The sequence below is a fragment of the Limisalsivibrio acetivorans genome, assembly GCF_000421105.1.
In the GTDB taxonomy this organism is placed as follows: Bacteria; Chrysiogenota; Deferribacteres; order Deferribacterales; family Geovibrionaceae; genus Limisalsivibrio; species Limisalsivibrio acetivorans.
In genome coordinates this window covers 99,715-114,683 of the sequence record NZ_ATWF01000002.1, presented here as the reverse complement: position 1 = coordinate 114,683, position 14,969 = coordinate 99,715, and the positions used below count along the sequence as shown (strand labels likewise).

Here is a 14,969-nt window from a genome sequence, read left to right as displayed (position 1 = left end):
TATTTCCCCACAGGCTGTGGGGTATCCGATGACCCCTACGAGGACTTGAGTTACAAGCTTGATGCCCTGTTATCGGCGGAGTTCGGCTCTGCCAATGTGGATTTCGGCTATGTGGATGTATCCACTCCGGAGGTCCTGGAGTTCATCAACGATGTTTCTAATATCGTTGAGAACAGGCTCCCACTCCCTTATATAACCCTCAATGAAAGAGCTCTCTGCTGGGGCGTTAAAGACCCTGCGGAGATCGTTAAGAGGGTTAAGGAGAGGCTGCAGGAAGCGGGCTGAGCCCACCCTTGCTATCTGGTGATTAATGGCTTCATTCTCCGGCAGAAGGCTTTCTGCCAACCTTAACATTGTGCGTGGTTATGCTCTGCTCTTCGGAGTTCGTGCATACATCCCCGTTCTCTTTCTGCACTATAGAAATCTTGGATATTCCTTTACAGAAATCTCTTTTCTGACAAGTGGTTTCTTTATCGGTATGCTGGCACTCGAGCTCCCGAGTGGTGTCATGGCGGACAAGCTAGGCAGACGTTTCTCCATGGTCTTTGCCTCGATTATACTGACAGCAGGAACTCTAATGACCGGATACGGAGGGAACTTCGCCGTGCTGTGGCTTGGTGTTTTCCTCGTTGGTGCTTCGGAGGCGTGCGTATCGGGTAGTGACGAGGCTCTTATATACGACACCCTCAAGATTATGGGGAGGGAAGGGGAGTTCAACAAATTCTTCGGTTCGAAGTGGGCTTTTTATACCTTCGGCTATGTTATTGGAAGCCTCTTTATGACAATGGTATATGGCTACGGTATGAAAAGCGTGTTCGCCTTCTCTGCCGTTTTCTCTGCAATCTCCGGTGTTGTTGCGCTGTTTCTATATGAGCCGGAATCTACTGAGCGGGAGCATCTGCCTGGGCATTTCCGCCATTTCTGGGAGACTGGGCTGTATATCCTGCGGAGTAAGGAGCTGGTACTCCTTATGGCTCTTCATGTATCCATACTTATCGCAAATCAGGTCTTTTTTCAGTATCACCAGTTCTTTATGGAAGAGTCAGGTATTGAGGTCGCTATGTTCGGTGTTGTGTATGCGGGTGGGCTCTTCATCTCAGGAGTTTCGGCAAACTACTCCCACATAGTAGAAAACAATCTTGGGGGACAAAAGCTCCTCCGTCTGCTTATACTGCTACCCGCAGTATCTTTCCTCGGTATCGTACTTAACACTTCCGCTTTTATGGTAATTCTGGCGTTTATCCTCTGTGAGGCGGCCTTCGGGTTTGCGCTCCCCTTCTTCAACAGGCTTTTTAACGACCGTGTTCACTCCCACCACAGGGCAACGGCGGTTTCCATACGCTCCTTTGCGGACAGCGTAAGCATCGCCTCTGCAGTGCCGTTCTTCGGGCTTATTACGGATTCCCAGGGTCTCCGCCCAACAGCTCTGGCTCTTTTCCTCTTTGTTGTTCTCCTTGCGTGGCCATCACTCAGAGCCTTTGCAAGCGTTACAAAGAGTGAACTGCTTAGAAAGGGCTCCTCATAGCTTAGAGCCTTGCATTGATTCCCGAAAGAACGATGCGCATTGCACGGAGTGTCTTCTTATCCTGCACACCTATGACCCTTCCAAGGTATGCGTAGTATTCGGGGAGTATGCGGTTCACCGTCTCACGCCCCTTTTCTGACAGGCTTACCACCTTTTTCCTCCCATCCTCCTTCATAGGTACGGATGTGATATAACCCTCACGCCTGAGCCTCATTAACAGACCTGTGACGGTGGGTTTTCTCAAGCCCATCGAAGTGGCGATCTCATGGGGGAGCATGCTTCCGCCGCTGTCGCTCAGGGTGCTAAGCAGGGTGAAGCGGCTGGGTGAGAGTCCGTAATCATGAAAGAATGCCTCCAGGTGGAGGCTTAGGTTCTCCATGGTGTATACCATGTCGAAGAGAGTGTTGAGCGAATCGGTTTCAATATCGGGGATATGCCTTGAGAGGGAGTTAAGCTCTTCCCTTCCGGGAATGGGGTATCGGTTTTTCATAGAAAGCCTCATGGAGTTCGTTAGTAAGCTCACTATAATACTACCATAATCGGGGATAAAAAAAAGGCCCGCTTCAAAAGCGGGCCCTTGGGAATTTTATATCAATCTTCCAGTAGCTTCTTAATCGCTGAGTATCTCGGGTTTATCTCAATCTCTGCCTTCTCCCTCTTTGAATCCAGATAGGAGTTAAGGGCTGTTTCCGACTTGACGGAATAAATGGAGGTTTCGATCTCATCCCTGGAGTCCGCAAGGAGGTCCATATCGGGGGCCTCATGCTCCTTAACCCTTACGATGAAGACGTTTCCACCGTTCACAAAGGGCTGCTCAAGGAAAGTGCCGGGCTCGTTGGAGAATGCGCTGTCCATAAGCTCAAGGTTCATGCCGATTCCGGGTATGGAGTCGTTTCTGAAGAACTTGGGCGTCGTGCTATAGGTGAGATTAAGCTTCTCAGCCGCTGCTTCCATGCTTCCTTCGGCGATGGCGTTCTCCGCTTCTTCCTTTGCGATATCAAGGGCCTGTTCTGCTATGTAGTCCTCTCTGACTTCGTTTCTGACTTCGCTGAACTCAGGAACTCTGGCTTCCTGTATATCCACAACCTCGAAGATATACTTTTTGCCCATGATATCGGTAACCTGGCTTACCTCGGACTGAGCGAGTCCAAAGATAGCTTTAATTGCTTCGGGGTTGCCTGATATGGGATCAACAACCTGATCCTGGGAGAAATATCCTGTTTCTTCAATATCGAGCTTCTTCTCTGCCGTGTCGTTGTATGCTGTAAGGTTGGATGCCTTTACGACCTCTGTGTATATCTCAAAGACCCTGTCCTTGAATTTGCTGAGCAGTTTGTCGGACTCGAGGGACTTTGCGATGATTCCCTTAACCTCGTCAAGGGTGGGGTCGTATTCCTCGACCTTATCCTCAACCTTGATTATATGGTAGCCGTACATGGTCTTTACGATACCGCTGACCTCGCCCGGCTCCAGATTGAATGCAGCTTCCTCGAATTCGGGAACCATCTGTCCCCTTGTGAAGTATCCAAGATCGCCGCCGTTCTGGGCGGAGGAATCGGCAGAGTATTTCTTTGCCAGCTCGGCGAACTCTGCACCCTCCTCAAGCTCCTTGAGGACCCTGTTTGCCTTCTCAAGGTTTTTCTCAACGTTTTCCTTGTCGTTCCAGTCCTCGATGAGGAAGAGGATGTGTCTCGCCTGAACCTTCTCGGGCTGGTAGAACTGGTCCTTGTTCTTTATGTAATATGTTTCGATCTCTTCATTGGTTATTTCAACCTCACTCTTGAAATCGGTGGGGTCGAATTCAACATACTTAACCTTTCTCTTCTGGGGGATTCTGTATGCTTCACTGTTCAGGTGGAAGTATTCCTCAAGAACCTCCTGCTCGGGCTTAACCCTGTGGGCAAAGTCGTCTGCATCGAGCATCATGTATTCAATGGAAGCCCTTGTTTTTCTGTATATATATTCTTTTTCGATCTCTGCATCGCTTACAGCCACAGCGGAAGATATAAGGCTCTGCATCTTGCTCACGGTGTGGTCTACCTTAAGCATCGCCTCAAACTCCTGGGGAGTCATCCTGTTTCTCGCGAGGAGGGTTTGATAAGTATCCCTGTCGAACTGTCCATTTTTCTGGAAGGCGGGTATCTGCATAACAAGCTGCAGAACCTCTTCATCGGAGACGGGGACACCGTTTTCCTCCGCCTCCTGCATAAGGATGTATCTGTTTATAAGATCATTGAGCACCTGCTTTTCAAGTTCAGCGCCCTGTGCGACACTGTCGAAGTTGTCGCCGAATATACCTTTGAAATAGTTTCTGGTTCTTTCGAGGGTTGAGAGGTACTCGTCATAGGTAACCTTTTGTCCGTTCACTCTCATGAAGTAATTCGCATCCGCCTGCTGTGAGCCGACACCCCAAACGAAGAATATCGTCACAATAAAGGCGATGATGATGAACCACAGAGCAAACTGGGTTACTTTCTTTGATTTTCTGAAGCTGGTAAGCATTTGATACTCCGGAAGTAAGGTATTTTAAAACTAAAAAGGCTCGACAGGGTTACTCCGGCACATGGTCACAGATGCTACCGTTGCTCCCTTCCGGGCCTGGCGGGGTTCACAAAGCAACCATTGCAGAGGCCCCATCGAGCCACTCTTAAAAGCATATAAAACGGAGAGGGAGGGATTCGAACCCTCGGTACGCGTAAACGCACACACGAGTTCCAGTCGTGCTCCTTCAGCCGGGCTCGGACACCTCTCCATAAGTGAAAAAGAGATATAACAGGCATCAGCTTTTATGTCAACAACTATCAGCATGCAAAGCTGAGCCTGATTAATGATTTGTCACAACCGACTTTATAAGCCCTTCCTACTCCGCCCGGATGCTCATATTAAGCTGCTCGGCTATGGGGCCGAGGGTGCTGTTTGTCATCGTGAGCATCACCAGCTCCTGCATGGAGATGGGCTGTGCGGGGTTAATATCGATTATGTATCTGTTATTCTCGTCCTTCAGTATAGTGAGCGCCGAATCGAGGGCGTTTTTCTCGAAATCAGATGCGGCTCTCTCCTGTATCTCTGTGAGTTCTTCAACGATCTCTTCCCTCGCTTCATCAAATTCGATATCCTCAGCCTTGCTCCGCTCGGTTATGATCTTTTCGATGATCCCGGTGTCCTCAAGGGATATGCTCATGTTGTAAAGCTTCATATTGCTGATATCCTGAGAGATCTTGTTGGAGAATTCCTGATTGTTCTGAAGCTCTTCGGGGGGCATATCGCTGTATTTCTCGTAGCTTTTTATGTCTATATCTCCGAAGGTGAAGTTGCTCTTAAACTCTGTGAAACCTTCCACATCGATGTTGAACACCTCGTATTCATACATCATCTCCTCGTAGTCTGAATCGGTCTTGATCTCCATATCCATGACAAGCTCGTCCATCTCGAGGGACTTCATGGCTGCAGGTGTGGAGTTAAGGGGAATCTTAAAGTTGTCCACTGTTATATGTGTCTTCTGGGGGTATTTCCCTTCGGTTTTGTATTCGAGGACATTGATTCTGTCTATGAGTATGGACTGACCGAGGTTCTCAAGGCGGATACCCTCGATGGTTGAGGTGTAGTCAACGATATTAAAGCGGAGCTGTTTGATATCGACGAAGTTTGAGCCATCCGAAACACGAACATCCTTGATAAGCCCCTCTCTGCTGATGGGGTTTACGCTGATGGAAGAGTACTCCACCTCGTCGTCAACACCCGCCATCTGTACGAAGGAGTTAAGCTCCTGCACAACCTTTTTCTCGAAATAGGACTGGGCACCGAAATAAGCCCCTGCCGCAGCGGCGGCGACAACAGCGAGTATTACAATAATCTTCTTCATCATGTTCTCCGTATTGGTAGATTTTGTTCACCCCTTTACTGTGTAAAAGAATGATATATCTTAAGTAGATGTTGAGAGAGTTCCATTTATTACAGAAAACCGGGGGCGTGGTAAAGGGTTTCCTTGTAAAATATCCTGACCTTTTAAGTGTATTGCAGAGGGAGCTGTTTTCAACTAAAATATTATTATGAATAACCGGATTGCAGAAAATGGTCATTTTTCTACGAACTTTTCATGCACTCCGGCTATCCTCATAAACAGGAGGAACCGTAAATGGGAGATTCGCAGATCGTTGCAAAGGTTCTGGGTGGAGACAGCTCCAGCTATGAACTGCTGATTAGGAAGCATCAGTCCAAACTTTTTGCAACGGCTTTTAATATGGTCAAGAACAGGGAACTGGCCGAAGATATAGTGCAGGAAAGCTTTATGCGGGGTTTTCAGAAGCTTGATACCCTTAAAAACCATGCGCAGTTTTATCCCTGGCTTAAAAGGATCGCCCTTAACCTCGCCCTGAACCACTTCGAAAAGGAGAAGCGGGTTCTGGATGTTGAGAACGACGAGGATGATACCAACTTCTTCGAGAACATCGCCGGCGGTGAAACCCCCGAGGAGTTCTCCCTGAAGGAAGAGATGAGAAGGTACGTCCGCCAGTTTGTGGAGGCCCTGCCGGACAGGCTCAGGGTGGTTGTTCTCCTTCGTGAGGTGGAGGATATGAGCTACGAGGAGATCTCGGAGATGCTCAATATCCCCCTCGGCACGGTGAGAAGCAGGCTTTTTAATGCAAGGGCAATAATCAAAGAGAGACTAATAAAACAGGGGCTAGCAGATGGATTGTACAAGACATCGTAAGAATATTTCAGCCTACATTGATTCCGAGTGCTCGTCCTTAGAGTCCGCCGCTCTGGAGGCACATCTTAAGAAATGTACCTCGTGTAAGGCGGAGCTCACCGAGAGCTATAAACTCGGCTCAATGATCAAGGATGCCTATTCCTCTGCCGAAGAGGTGGATTTCACCGCCTCAATCATGGGCAGTATCAATAAAGAACAGGAGGCAGCTCCGAAAGAGCAAAAGGGACGACTTCGTCTCGTTAAGCCTGCCGCTGCGGCTGCTGTTATCGCTGCAGGGCTTATAGCTCTGGCCGCCGCAAACTCTTTCAACAATGAACCTCAACTTGCGAAAGGGAACGAGATGCTTGAAAAGTATGTTTTCGAGCATGTTGACAGCAGCTACACCGAAGCCGGCACGGCTCAAATCGGGGTTGTGAACTACGACCGATGAGAAGCCTTCTTCTTCTCCTTCTGCTGATACCCCTTACAGCTCTGGCAGAGCCGAAGGTGTATTTCAAAATTGCTGTGGACGAAGAGGCTTACACTTCATTTCTACTGGACAATCTTGAGAACAGGCAGTCAAAGCTCCATACCCTTGCGTCCAGACTGAAGGAAAGCTTCTTTGAACTAAAGCGTGTGCGGAAGGAGTTCTACAACATCTACATTCAGTACGGCCTGAAGTACAACAACAGAACCGTTGTTCAGTATGAGCTTGAGCCTACGGTGAAAGATAGGTTCAGGCATGTTATTGTAGTTGATGAGGCCCATAAGACCGTCCTGCGCAGGGAAGTCTACGATACCAGTGGACGTCTTGTCTATGCCTACAGCTTCGAGGGCAATAATGATGTCCACAGGCCGGATGCCCCCAAGCACGCCTCGATCTCCTATGAAGAAGATGACACACTGCTCGGTTTCGGCACTGTTTTTCGGCGAACTTTTAAGGATGGCTCCAGTCATTACCTTTTTAGTGACGGTTTGAACAAGTTTTCTGTTTTTACGAAGAAAACAGAGCTGGAACTGGAAGATAATAAAAGGGTTCTCTACGGGAACTATGTGCTAAGGAAGAAGTCCGGTGATTTGCTGTATACAGTTGTCGGCACCATACCCTTCGAGCAGATGGAGAAAGTTATTGAAACCTTTGAATCCGGGAGGAAAGTGAAGAATGAGAAAGAAGACTAATGTAATCTTAGCCGTTATGATTATCTTTGCGGCAAGCGCTGTTTCAGCATTTCAGATGGCTCCGGACTCCTTTTCCGAAGTCGTTAAAAATACAAAATCGGGTGTTGTAAACATCTCGACGACTAAGATCGTTAAAAGAAAAACCCCCGATATGTTTCAGGATGAGTTTTTCCGCCGTTTCTTCGGGGATCAGCTCCCCGGGCAGGGGAACGGTGGTGAGCGTGAGTACAAGTCCTCATCCCTCGGTTCCGGATTTGTCATAGACAAGGAAGGACTGATCGTAACCAACAACCACGTTGTTGAGGGTGCGGACGAAATTATTGTAAAGCTCAACGATGAGCATGAGTTTGAGGCGGAGGTTATCGGGAAGGATCCCCTCACAGACCTCGCACTCATAAGTATCGATCCCAAAGGTGTTGAGCTCTCGCCACTTAAGCTTGCCAACTCCGATGATTCAGAGATTGGCGACTGGGTTATCGCCATCGGAAACCCCCTCGGACTTGAGTGGACGGTTACTGCGGGGATAATCAGTGCAAAGGGCAGGGCTCTCGGCTCAGGTCCCTATGATAACTTCATGCAGACCGATGCCTCCATTAACCCTGGAAACTCAGGCGGTCCTCTCCTTAATATTAAGGGTGAGGTTGTCGGTATCAACACCGCTATCATCCCCAGCGGACAGGGGCTTGGCTTTGCCATCCCCGTTAATATGATGAAGGAGCTCCTTCCCAAGCTTAAGACAGGCAAGGTGGAGCGAGGATGGCTTGGCGTTTCTGTTCAGCCCCTTGATGAGAAGCTTGCAGAGGGTCTCGGCCTTGAGAATGATGAGGGCGCACTCATTGCCGATGTGGTAGAGGGTGACCCCGCAGAGAAAGCAGGGATAAGAGCCGGCGACGTTGTTATCGCCATAGACGGCAAGAAGATCGCCAGCAACAGAGAGCTTATCAACACCATCGGTGCCTACGATCCGGGCAAAACCGTTGAGGTTACAGTGGTTCGTGACGGCAAAGAGATGGATATAGACGTTACCCTCGGCACAAGGGGCGATGATTCCGCATCAGCTCCCGAGAAGCCCAGCGAGGATGCACCAATAATCGTGACCGAGCTGAACGATGAGATGATGCAGAGGTTCAATATCAGCGGCGGAGTCCTTGTTAAGGATGTGGACCAGAAGTCAAACGCCTACGAGGCGGGGCTTCGCAACGGTGACATCATCCTTTGGATAAACAGGGAATCCGTAAACAGCCCCAGCTCCTTCTACGGTAAGTTCAAGAAGGTGGAGAAGGGTGATGTGGTGTTCCTTAAGGTTCTCAGCAGAGGTAATGGCAAGTTCATTGCCTTCGACAAGGAGTAGACACCCATATAACTAAAGGGTAATATGTAGATAAACAGGCGGGCTTTTCTCAAGGCCCGCCTTTTTTGTATCGATACGGAGGTTTGCACATGGATGGATATATACTCTCCATTGATCAGGGAACAACCAGCAGCAGAGCGATTATCTTTGACTACGAAGGAAATATCCTGAAGGTTGCCCAGAAGGACATAAGGCAGTACTACCCTGCGGACGGCCTTGTGGAGCATGACCCTGAGAATATATGGGGAACGGTCTATGACGTGTGCCGTGAGGTTTTGAAGGAGTATCCTGAACCCGATGCCGCCGGGATTACGAACCAGCGTGAAACGGCCGTTGTTTGGGACAGAAAGACGGGTGAGCCCGTTTATCCCGCCATAGTATGGCAGGACAGGCGTACGGCGGAGCTGTGCCGAAGTATGCGTAAGGAGGGCTCCGAGGTTACTGTAACTTCCCGAAGCGGGCTTCTGCTCGATCCTTATTTCTCCGGCTCAAAGGTTAAGTGGATTCTCGACAATGTGGAGGGTGCAAGGGAGAGAGCCGAGCGTGGTGAGCTTGCCTTTGGTACGGTGGACAGCTTTCTCATATGGAGACTTACCGGCGGCTCTGTTCACGCCACCGATGCCACCAACGCCTCACGCACACTCCTTTATAACATACACAAGGGTGACTGGGATGACGAGCTCCTCACTCTATTCGATATACCCCGTTCCCTCCTCCCCGAGGTTAAGGACAGCTCCGATGATTTCGGCAGAACTGCTAAAAAGCTCTTCGGCAGGGAGATACCTATATACTCCGCCGTAGGGGATCAGCACGCCGCCATGGTGGGGCAGGCATGCTTCGACCCGGGGATGATGAAATGCACCTACGGTACAGGGGGGTTCCTTGTCCTCAATACAGGGGATACAGCCGTTAAGTCCAGAAACAGGCTTCTCACAACCATCGCATACAGCATAAACGGAGAGGTTACCTATGCCATGGAGGGGGCGATCTTCGTGGCAGGTGCGGCTGTGAAGTGGCTGAGGGATACCCTCGGTATCATAGAAAGCTCCGAGGAGGCGGATCTGCTTGCACGCTCCATAAAGAGCAGTGGCGGAGTGTACATGGTTCCCGCATTTACAGGCTTGGGTGCACCCCACTGGGATCCGGCGGCAAAGGGTGCATTCTTCGGGCTAAGGCTCGATACGGGCCCTGCGGAGATATCAAGGGCTGTGCTCGAATCGGTGTGCTACCAGACATCGGATCTTCTCGACAGCATGGCGGCGGACGGTGCCGATACGCCCAGAAAGCTCAGGGTAGACGGCGGAATGGCGGCAAGCGGATGGATGCTCTCCTTCCTTTCGGATATTACAGGGCTTGATGTGCAGAAGCCTGCTGTTATCGAAACAACTGCACTCGGTGCGGCATTCCTTGCAGGCCTTCGCACCGGAGCCTATTCATCCCTTGATGACATCAAGAAACTCTGGAGCTACGAGAGGGAGTTCAACCCTGCGCTGGATGATAAAACGAGGAACCGACTTGTGTCCGGCTGGGAGAAGGCTGTGAGCATGACAAGGGGCTTCTCCGCCTGAGTTATTCTGCTCAGCTTGCCATAAGACGGGAAAATTAGTACAATGTATAACTATTAAACAATTATGGAGGAAATAATATGGCTTCTTTTGATATAGTCAGTGAAGTGGATGCCCAGGAACTGGACAATGCGGTAAACAACCTCATTAAGGAGGTTTCAAACCGTTACGATTTCAGGGGCACAAACACCGAGGTCGAGCTTAACAAGAAGGATAAGAAGATAAGCCTTGTTACCAGCGATGATATGAAGGTTAAGGCGCTTAAAGAGATGCTCGTCGGTGCATTTGTTAAGAGGAATATCGATCCCGCATGCCTCAGCTACAGCGAGCCGGAGCCCACAAGCAAGGGACAGCTCAAGTTCACTGCAGAGGTGCAGGAAGGTATAGACAAGGATACCGGCAAGAAGATCGTCAAGATGATTAAGGATGCCAAGATGAAGGTTCAGGGCTCCATCATGGACGATAAGGTTCGTGTACAGGGCAAAAAGATCGATGATCTCCAGGAAGTTATCCAGATGATGAAGCAGGCGGATCTTGGTGTACCGCTACAGTTTGTAAACATGAAAAGCTAGGGGGTGCGTTATGAAAAGGTTGTTCGATGGCGTTATCAAGTTTCGTAGTGAGGATTATGAGGAGAGGAAGGAGCTCTTTGAGGAGCTGGGGACAGGTCAGAAGCCCCACACCCTCTTCATTGGCTGTTCCGATTCCCGTGTTGTTCCGAATCTGGTGACAAAAACCCTCCCTGGTGAGCTCTTTGTTGTTCGGAATATCGCAAATTTTGTTCCGCCGTACAGGGCTACAGGTGAATATGTTTCCACCACCGCTGCCATCGAATACGCAGTTAACGTGCTTAACGTGGAGAATATCATAGTCTGCGGGCATTCGAACTGCGGAGGGTGCGCCGCACTTTATGCCGAACCGGAAACCCTTAAGGATGTTCCCAGGGTTAACCGCTGGCTGGATCTCGGCCGTGACGTTATGAAGCAGGTGGATGAGATCTCCGGTGGTGATGAAACGGAGCGGGAGTGGATGGTCGAGCAGATGAATGTCACAGAGCAGATGAAGCGGCTCTACACATATCCCTTTGTAAAAGAACGCCACGAAGCCGGGAAGATAGCTATATACGGATGGTATTACGTAATTCCCACCGGCGAGGTATTCAACTACAACTTCGATTCAGGGTATTTCGAACTGATAGATAGTGAGAAGTGATACCGCAGGGGCCGGCTTTCTAACCGGCCTCGCTACCTACATCTTCTGGGGTTTGACCCCCGTATTCTGGAAACAGCTTGAGCATGTGCCCAGCTTTGAGATCCTGTGTCACAGGATCGTCTGGTCTGTTTTCTTCCTTGCACTTCTTATCGTTATCCAGCGCAGACACGGCGAGGTTGCGGAGCTTCTTAGCAGGCCCCGAACCGTCCTTATCCTGCTGGCGACATCCACAATAATCAGCCTGAACTGGGGAACCTACATCTGGGCGGTTAACTCAGAGCGTATACTGGAAACCAGCCTTGGTTATTACATCAATCCCCTTGTGAGTGTGCTGATAGGCTTTATCTTCTTCCGGGAGCGTATGTCAAGGGCTCAGGTGATAGCGGTTTGTCTTGCCTTTGCCGGTGTTGCAAACCTTGCCCTGCATTACGGCAGGCTCCCCGCCGCATCCCTTATCCTTGCTTTTACTTTTGCAATATACGGAGCTGTGCGCAAGAAGGCGGATGCAAAGCCTATCCCCGGTCTGCTGGTGGAGACGGCGGTAATATCCGTTCCTGTGGGGATATATCTTATCTATCTGGGGGAGGGGGGAGCGTTCACAAACCTTTCGGTATCTACCGACATGTTGCTGATAGCGGGCGGGCTGGTTACATCGATGCCCCTTCTCGGGTTCGCATTCACAGTGAAACGGCTACGTCTCATAACGGTGGGTTTTCTACAGTACACAGCGCCAACGGTATCGTTTCTGCTCGGTGTGTTCGTTTATCATGAGCCATTTACAGCGGCCCATAAGGTTACTTTCATCTGCATATGGTCGGGACTGCTTCTTTATTCACTGGATAGCATAAGGGGGCGGCGAACCACCCCAAGAACATGATTATCCGGTTATTCAGAAACTCGAGGTTATAGAGCCCCCGTTCCTCTGTGCACCTCCACTCTCAATTACCCCGTACATTTTGAATTCTGGTGCAGAGTTGAAGAGGAATTCACCCTCCGCCATGGCAAACTTCCAGCCGTTTGTGTTACCACTGTGTGAGAAGGATGTTACAGCCATGCCGAGAGAGGCATCTGTATAGATAGAAAGCTCGGCTGAATCGGCATCCTTCACCATATCGAAGGCAAATATCTTGTATTCTCCGAAGCTGTCGATTTTCTTAAGCTCCTCCTCGGTCATGGCATTCTCCGAAACCATTTCGAAGAGCTCATCGTAATCCGCATCCTTAAGGTATTTTAGAGGGGGTGTTTTCTTAGCCTCAACCACGAAGAACCGTACGTTGCTGTATTTGCCGTATACTGGAACCGCCGCAGAGGAGAGTACGAGCGTTCCGCCCGTTCCCACAACGTATTCCGCATTAAATGCGAAGTATTTCTCCCGGAACTCCGTGTCGATAACCCTCAGCTCACCGCTTACCTTCCGGTGAAGTGGATCGGTGTCCGCCTGTACATCACGGGTGATTAAAACCTTTGCAAGTGAATATCCATCAAGCTCCGGCTCTGTCTCCATGAGGAGGGGCTGTTCGAAGTATACGCCGTATTGCTCTGTGCTTTCGGGGAACTTCATCTCACGGTAGATTCCAAGAACCACAGAGAGGAGGTCGGGGCGGAGGTCCGCCATGGTTATGTTCCTCTCAAAATCCTCATCCGACTCAGCTTTCGGCTGAATATCAGAAACAGACGGTTCAACAGGTTCAGGGGTTGGAGAGGGCTGATTCTGCACTGTTGACTGTGCACAGCCGAGTATATAAAGCATTGCTGTAATTACTGCTAATCGTTTTATAGTCATAACGGCCTCACATCTTCTTCATGCTGGTGAAATCGGGTGCGGTTTCCGATTTGGAAGCAGGTTTGGATTTCTTTTGGAGCTTATTGTAGTTTTTCCTCATCTCATCGGCGGTTTTGACCATATAGTCCGTACCTTTACCTATGAGAATCCCGGAGGATTTCTCTACTGAGGGGAGAACCTTATCCGCGTTCTTTACGAAAGCCTGTCCGGCGATATACCTTGAGAGGTCTTCGCTGTAGCCCCGTTTCTGCGCAACATCCAGAACCCTTTTAGCCTGTCTGCCTGAGTATTTGGATACAACGGATGTTGAGAAGGCTTTGGTAATCTTTCCGCCTGCATAATCAGCTATGAAGGTCTTGGTTCCCTCCCATGCCGCCTTGTCCAGTTCGCCGCTTCCGCTGAAATACTCCGCAGATGCGCTCCCTGTTACCTTTGCAACCTTTTCTGCCGTTTCATAGCTGGCCATGGTTCCTAGAAGTGCCGTGCATGTTACGGGGTTTGAGCATCCGGCAATCAACACGCCAGTTTTGGCGACATCGGGTACAACCTCCGCTACATCAAGCACAAGGCCTGTGTTATCGCCAGCGAAGTTGTAGATATCATCATCGAAGTCGTTTATGCCCTTCTGCTGAACCTCACGCATAGCCATTCTAGATTTTATCTCAGCCAGAAGCATCTCTCTGCTGGCGGGCTCTATGTTGTTTGATGAAACAAAGCCTCTCATCTCGCTTAGAAGTTCCGCCTGATCATCCGTTCTACTATCTTTATAAGCTTTGTCAAAGGCGAGGAATGTTCTGGCCATATCCCTCTCCTGCTTTGTCATGTTTGGCGAGTGTTCTTTATAGTCATCCCAGCTCAGAGAGGCGAGCTCAACCTTATCCACGTCCATCTCCATGCCTTCGGCTGTCTCTGCGGATGCTGTCTGTGTATCGGGGGCTGACTGGGCGTATGAGTATAGTTGATTCTGGGTTTTGGCGAAAAGCTTGGCGAAGGCGACCTCTGCATTCTTGGAGTACGCCTTGTCCGATATTGCGTGGTACTTCTCCGGTCCCTTGAACCAGTCCAGAGAATAGGCATCTTTGCTTAATAATACTCCGTTGTTGTATACGTTCATAGTCATATCAAGCTTATAGGATAGAGATCCCATAAGACCGGCGTTCAGTTTGAACCTGTAGCCGGTGATAACCGGGTTTACGACTAGCCCTTCTGATGGAATGGTTTGGGAGACCTTAAGCTCAACCTTGCTGAAAATCCTCTTTAGTAATACATAGGCTGTACCCTGAGTCCCTCTGCCCACAAAAGCTCTGTAGCTTCTCAGGCTTCCTCCAAAGGATTCGGGTTTGCTCTTGTCTATCTTGTTGAGCTGATCGGGGGTCATCCACAGGGTAACGCTTTTGTTTGTTTTTGGAACATTAACGGCTGGGAGATAAACATTCTCAAAGGGGGCCAGAATTGTCCATCCATCATCACTGAACCCCTTGGGTATGGCACCCTTTACGGCGTTCTGGATCTCACCGATCTGCTGTTGAGTAGCCCCCATGGAGCGTCCCTGCTGCTCAACCGTTTCGTCCAGTACGTCCCCGACCGTACGGGCGTTTGCCAGCGAAACGGAAACAAGCAATGCGATAGTGACTATTAATACTCTCATATTTTGGCTCCGTAAG

15 protein-coding genes, 1 tRNA gene and 1 other RNA gene are annotated in these 14,969 nt (G+C 49.7%); 10 read left to right on the top strand and 7 right to left on the bottom strand.

The annotated features are described in order from the left end of the window. The first annotated feature begins 45 nt into the window (after positions 1 to 45). Both K300_RS0111730 and K300_RS0111725 read left to right on the top strand, forming a co-directional pair. Positions 46 to 285 (top strand): hypothetical protein, encoded by a 240-nt coding sequence (locus K300_RS0111730; protein WP_022851866.1) that lies wholly within the window; start codon positions 46 to 48, stop codon positions 283 to 285. Between the two features lie 25 nt (positions 286 to 310). Continuing rightward, positions 311 to 1,525 (top strand): MFS transporter, encoded by a 1,215-nt coding sequence (locus K300_RS0111725; RefSeq protein WP_022851865.1) that lies wholly within the window; start codon positions 311 to 313, stop codon positions 1,523 to 1,525. Between the two features lies 1 nt (position 1,526). Here K300_RS0111725 and K300_RS0111720 read toward each other — a convergent pair whose 3' ends face one another. The 5 genes from K300_RS0111720 to K300_RS0111705 all read right to left on the bottom strand — a co-directional run bounded on the left by K300_RS0111720 (position 1,527) and on the right by K300_RS0111705 (position 5,387). Then, positions 1,527 to 2,015, bottom strand: coding sequence for a MarR family winged helix-turn-helix transcriptional regulator (locus tag K300_RS0111720; RefSeq protein ID WP_022851864.1), 489 nt, complete (start codon positions 2,013 to 2,015; stop codon positions 1,527 to 1,529). A gap of 101 nt (positions 2,016 to 2,116) precedes the next feature. Beyond that, on the bottom strand, positions 2,117 to 4,027 hold the full coding sequence (locus K300_RS0111715; RefSeq protein ID WP_022851863.1) for a SurA N-terminal domain-containing protein: 1,911 nt from the start codon (positions 4,025 to 4,027) through the stop codon (positions 2,117 to 2,119). A 38-nt stretch (positions 4,028 to 4,065) separates the two neighbouring features. Continuing rightward, positions 4,066 to 4,164, bottom strand: an RNA gene (gene ffs / locus K300_RS16620) — signal recognition particle sRNA small type. 24 nt (positions 4,165 to 4,188) lie between these two features. After that, positions 4,189 to 4,277, bottom strand: a tRNA-Ser gene (locus tag K300_RS0111710). A gap of 108 nt (positions 4,278 to 4,385) precedes the next feature. Further along, complete coding sequence (locus K300_RS0111705) at positions 4,386 to 5,387, bottom strand: hypothetical protein (protein WP_022851862.1); 1,002 nt, start codon at positions 5,385 to 5,387, stop codon at positions 4,386 to 4,388. A gap of 273 nt (positions 5,388 to 5,660) precedes the next feature. On the opposite strand from K300_RS0111705, the gene K300_RS0111700 reads away from it, so the two are divergent. From K300_RS0111700 to rarD, 8 genes are all read left to right on the top strand, one after another. Next, positions 5,661 to 6,236 (top strand): RNA polymerase sigma factor, encoded by a 576-nt coding sequence (locus K300_RS0111700; RefSeq protein ID WP_022851861.1) that lies wholly within the window; start codon positions 5,661 to 5,663, stop codon positions 6,234 to 6,236. Then, positions 6,214 to 6,666 carry a zf-HC2 domain-containing protein gene (locus K300_RS0111695; protein WP_022851860.1) on the top strand — a complete coding sequence of 151 codons (453 nt, stop codon included), beginning with the start codon at positions 6,214 to 6,216 and terminating at the stop codon, positions 6,664 to 6,666. Before K300_RS0111700 ends, K300_RS0111695 begins: the two co-directional genes overlap by 23 nt. Further along, a complete protein-coding gene (locus K300_RS0111690) occupies positions 6,663 to 7,394 on the top strand; it encodes a MucB/RseB C-terminal domain-containing protein (protein WP_022851859.1) in 732 nt (243 codons plus the stop codon). Before K300_RS0111695 ends, K300_RS0111690 begins: the two co-directional genes overlap by 4 nt. Beyond that, on the top strand, positions 7,378 to 8,745 hold the full coding sequence (locus K300_RS0111685; RefSeq protein WP_022851858.1) for a DegQ family serine endoprotease: 1,368 nt from the start codon (positions 7,378 to 7,380) through the stop codon (positions 8,743 to 8,745). The genes K300_RS0111690 and K300_RS0111685 overlap by 17 nt, the downstream gene beginning before the upstream one ends. An 89-nt stretch (positions 8,746 to 8,834) precedes the next feature. Then, the gene (gene glpK / locus K300_RS0111680) at positions 8,835 to 10,313 is read left to right on the top strand and encodes a glycerol kinase GlpK (protein WP_022851857.1); all 1,479 of its coding nucleotides are present in this window, start codon (positions 8,835 to 8,837) and stop codon (positions 10,311 to 10,313) included. A 77-nt stretch (positions 10,314 to 10,390) separates the two neighbouring features. Beyond that, positions 10,391 to 10,882, top strand: coding sequence for a YajQ family cyclic di-GMP-binding protein (locus tag K300_RS0111675; protein WP_022851856.1), 492 nt, complete (start codon positions 10,391 to 10,393; stop codon positions 10,880 to 10,882). A 10-nt stretch (positions 10,883 to 10,892) separates the two neighbouring features. Beyond that, on the top strand, positions 10,893 to 11,522 hold the full coding sequence (locus tag K300_RS0111670) for a carbonic anhydrase (RefSeq protein WP_022851855.1): 630 nt from the start codon (positions 10,893 to 10,895) through the stop codon (positions 11,520 to 11,522). Beyond that, positions 11,512 to 12,399, top strand: coding sequence for an EamA family transporter RarD (gene rarD / locus K300_RS0111665; protein ID WP_022851854.1), 888 nt, complete (start codon positions 11,512 to 11,514; stop codon positions 12,397 to 12,399). The genes K300_RS0111670 and rarD overlap by 11 nt, the downstream gene beginning before the upstream one ends. Before the next feature lie 12 nt (positions 12,400 to 12,411). On the opposite strand, the gene K300_RS0111660 is transcribed toward rarD, so the two are convergent. Together K300_RS0111660 and K300_RS0111655 are read right to left on the bottom strand one after the other, a co-directional pair. Further along, positions 12,412 to 13,305 carry a hypothetical protein gene (locus K300_RS0111660; protein ID WP_155827612.1) on the bottom strand — a complete coding sequence of 298 codons (894 nt, stop codon included), beginning with the start codon at positions 13,303 to 13,305 and terminating at the stop codon, positions 12,412 to 12,414. 7 nt (positions 13,306 to 13,312) lie between these two features. Then, positions 13,313 to 14,953, bottom strand: coding sequence for a hypothetical protein (locus K300_RS0111655; protein ID WP_155827611.1), 1,641 nt, complete (start codon positions 14,951 to 14,953; stop codon positions 13,313 to 13,315). Positions 14,954 to 14,969 lie beyond the last annotated feature (16 nt).

Excerpts from the sequence above, each read along its gene's own strand:
- glpK (WP_022851857.1), top strand. The coding sequence starts at position 8,835 with ATGGATGGATATATACTCTCCATTGATCAGGGAACAACCAGCAGCAGA.
- K300_RS0111720 (WP_022851864.1), bottom strand. The coding sequence starts at position 2,015 with ATGAAAAACCGATACCCCATTCCCGGAAGGGAAGAGCTTAACTCCCTC.
- K300_RS0111655 (WP_155827611.1), bottom strand. The coding sequence starts at position 14,953 with ATGAGAGTATTAATAGTCACTATCGCATTGCTTGTTTCCGTTTCGCTG.
- K300_RS0111675 (WP_022851856.1), top strand. The coding sequence starts at position 10,391 with ATGGCTTCTTTTGATATAGTCAGTGAAGTGGATGCCCAGGAACTGGAC.
- K300_RS0111725 (WP_022851865.1), top strand. The coding sequence starts at position 311 with ATGGCTTCATTCTCCGGCAGAAGGCTTTCTGCCAACCTTAACATTGTG.
- K300_RS0111685 (WP_022851858.1), top strand. The coding sequence starts at position 7,378 with ATGAGAAAGAAGACTAATGTAATCTTAGCCGTTATGATTATCTTTGCG.
- K300_RS0111715 (WP_022851863.1), bottom strand. The coding sequence starts at position 4,027 with ATGCTTACCAGCTTCAGAAAATCAAAGAAAGTAACCCAGTTTGCTCTG.
- K300_RS0111695 (WP_022851860.1), top strand. The coding sequence starts at position 6,214 with ATGGATTGTACAAGACATCGTAAGAATATTTCAGCCTACATTGATTCC.
- K300_RS0111670 (WP_022851855.1), top strand. The coding sequence starts at position 10,893 with ATGAAAAGGTTGTTCGATGGCGTTATCAAGTTTCGTAGTGAGGATTAT.
- K300_RS0111705 (WP_022851862.1), bottom strand. The coding sequence starts at position 5,387 with ATGAAGAAGATTATTGTAATACTCGCTGTTGTCGCCGCCGCTGCGGCA.
- K300_RS0111690 (WP_022851859.1), top strand. The coding sequence starts at position 6,663 with ATGAGAAGCCTTCTTCTTCTCCTTCTGCTGATACCCCTTACAGCTCTG.
- K300_RS0111660 (WP_155827612.1), bottom strand. The coding sequence starts at position 13,305 with ATGACTATAAAACGATTAGCAGTAATTACAGCAATGCTTTATATACTC.
- K300_RS0111700 (WP_022851861.1), top strand. The coding sequence starts at position 5,661 with ATGGGAGATTCGCAGATCGTTGCAAAGGTTCTGGGTGGAGACAGCTCC.